General features: G+C 31.9%; 1 protein-coding gene. It reads right to left on the minus strand.

Annotated features, from left to right (window positions below):
- Positions 1-237 precede the first annotated feature (237 nt).
- Positions 238-1,100 (minus strand): restriction endonuclease FokI C-terminal domain-containing protein (locus SIN01_RS14800; RefSeq protein ID WP_507772789.1); only part of this gene is annotated, 863 nt, incomplete at its 5' end.

Genomic DNA, 1,100 nt, shown 5'->3' on the forward strand with positions numbered 1-1,100 from the left:
TACAAATTTAGAATTAAGAAGCTCTTTCTCAATAAAGAGTGCTGAGAAAAGCTTGACACATATAAAAATTTCGTGTTTTTTTTTCTTTTCATGTAACAGATCATAAGAGCAATGGTCTAATGAAAAAGATTTTTCCATACTTATCATAACTTTTACCCGATTTTCAAATCTTTACTTACTTATGATACGGTTCACCACGATAGATCTAAATGAGGTTTTCTATATATAATATAAATTTTAATATTCAGTACATGCCTTTAGATAAAAATCAAATTTTTGTGCCGCATCCATTAAAGATCCTAAAGCGTAATACCCTTCTTTAGTTGCCCCAATACAACCAATTAGGGGAGAGGAAAGAAACTCAAGTATTTGCTTTATTTCCTCTATATTTGGCGTAGGGTTAATATTAATTTGATTTTTCAGTAGTAAATATATTTCTCTTGGTCGCATAATCCCTTCAGTTAGAGGGTCACTACTTTCTTCAAATAAGCATTGCATGATTCCCTTCAGTAAATTTCCATCTCTAACTATCTTACTTCTATCTTCATCAATTACATGTACATCAATAATTCCTTTTTGAGAAAATACTTTCCTGTAAGAATCTGACTTTAAGGGTACTTCGAGATGCATTTTAATTAAGTATTCTAGTTTTTCTACATCTAGTAAAGCTACATTATGTTTTATTGCCCTCTCAATTAATCGCTCACCTTGAAATTCACGACCTACAACTAGTGAAAAATCTGCCTTATGTTTCTTTCTATGTTCAACTATGGTGTCAAAATTAATTTGACCTTCTGTTACGCCTCCACTATAAGTTGTTTTCGCATCAATCGCTACTGTATATGCAAACTTCGGAGAGGTTGGCGCTTGAATTAGTATATCTGTTTTCCCAGCCCCACCGAGCCATTCAGATTTAAATCCTAATACTTTAAATGCACGGGCTAACGATTCTTCAAACCGATTTGGATTTGAAGATTCACGTGAAGAAATCCTAATTTCATTTAGAAGTTCATTAATTTTTGAACCATTATTATCTCCCACCTCAATGATTTTAGATTCAATTATCTCTAATTTTTCATTGGGCAAATAGGTTATTAATA

It is taken from the genome of Sporolactobacillus inulinus, assembly GCF_006539285.1.
GTDB lineage: Bacteria > Bacillota > Bacilli > Bacillales > Sporolactobacillaceae > Sporolactobacillus > Sporolactobacillus inulinus.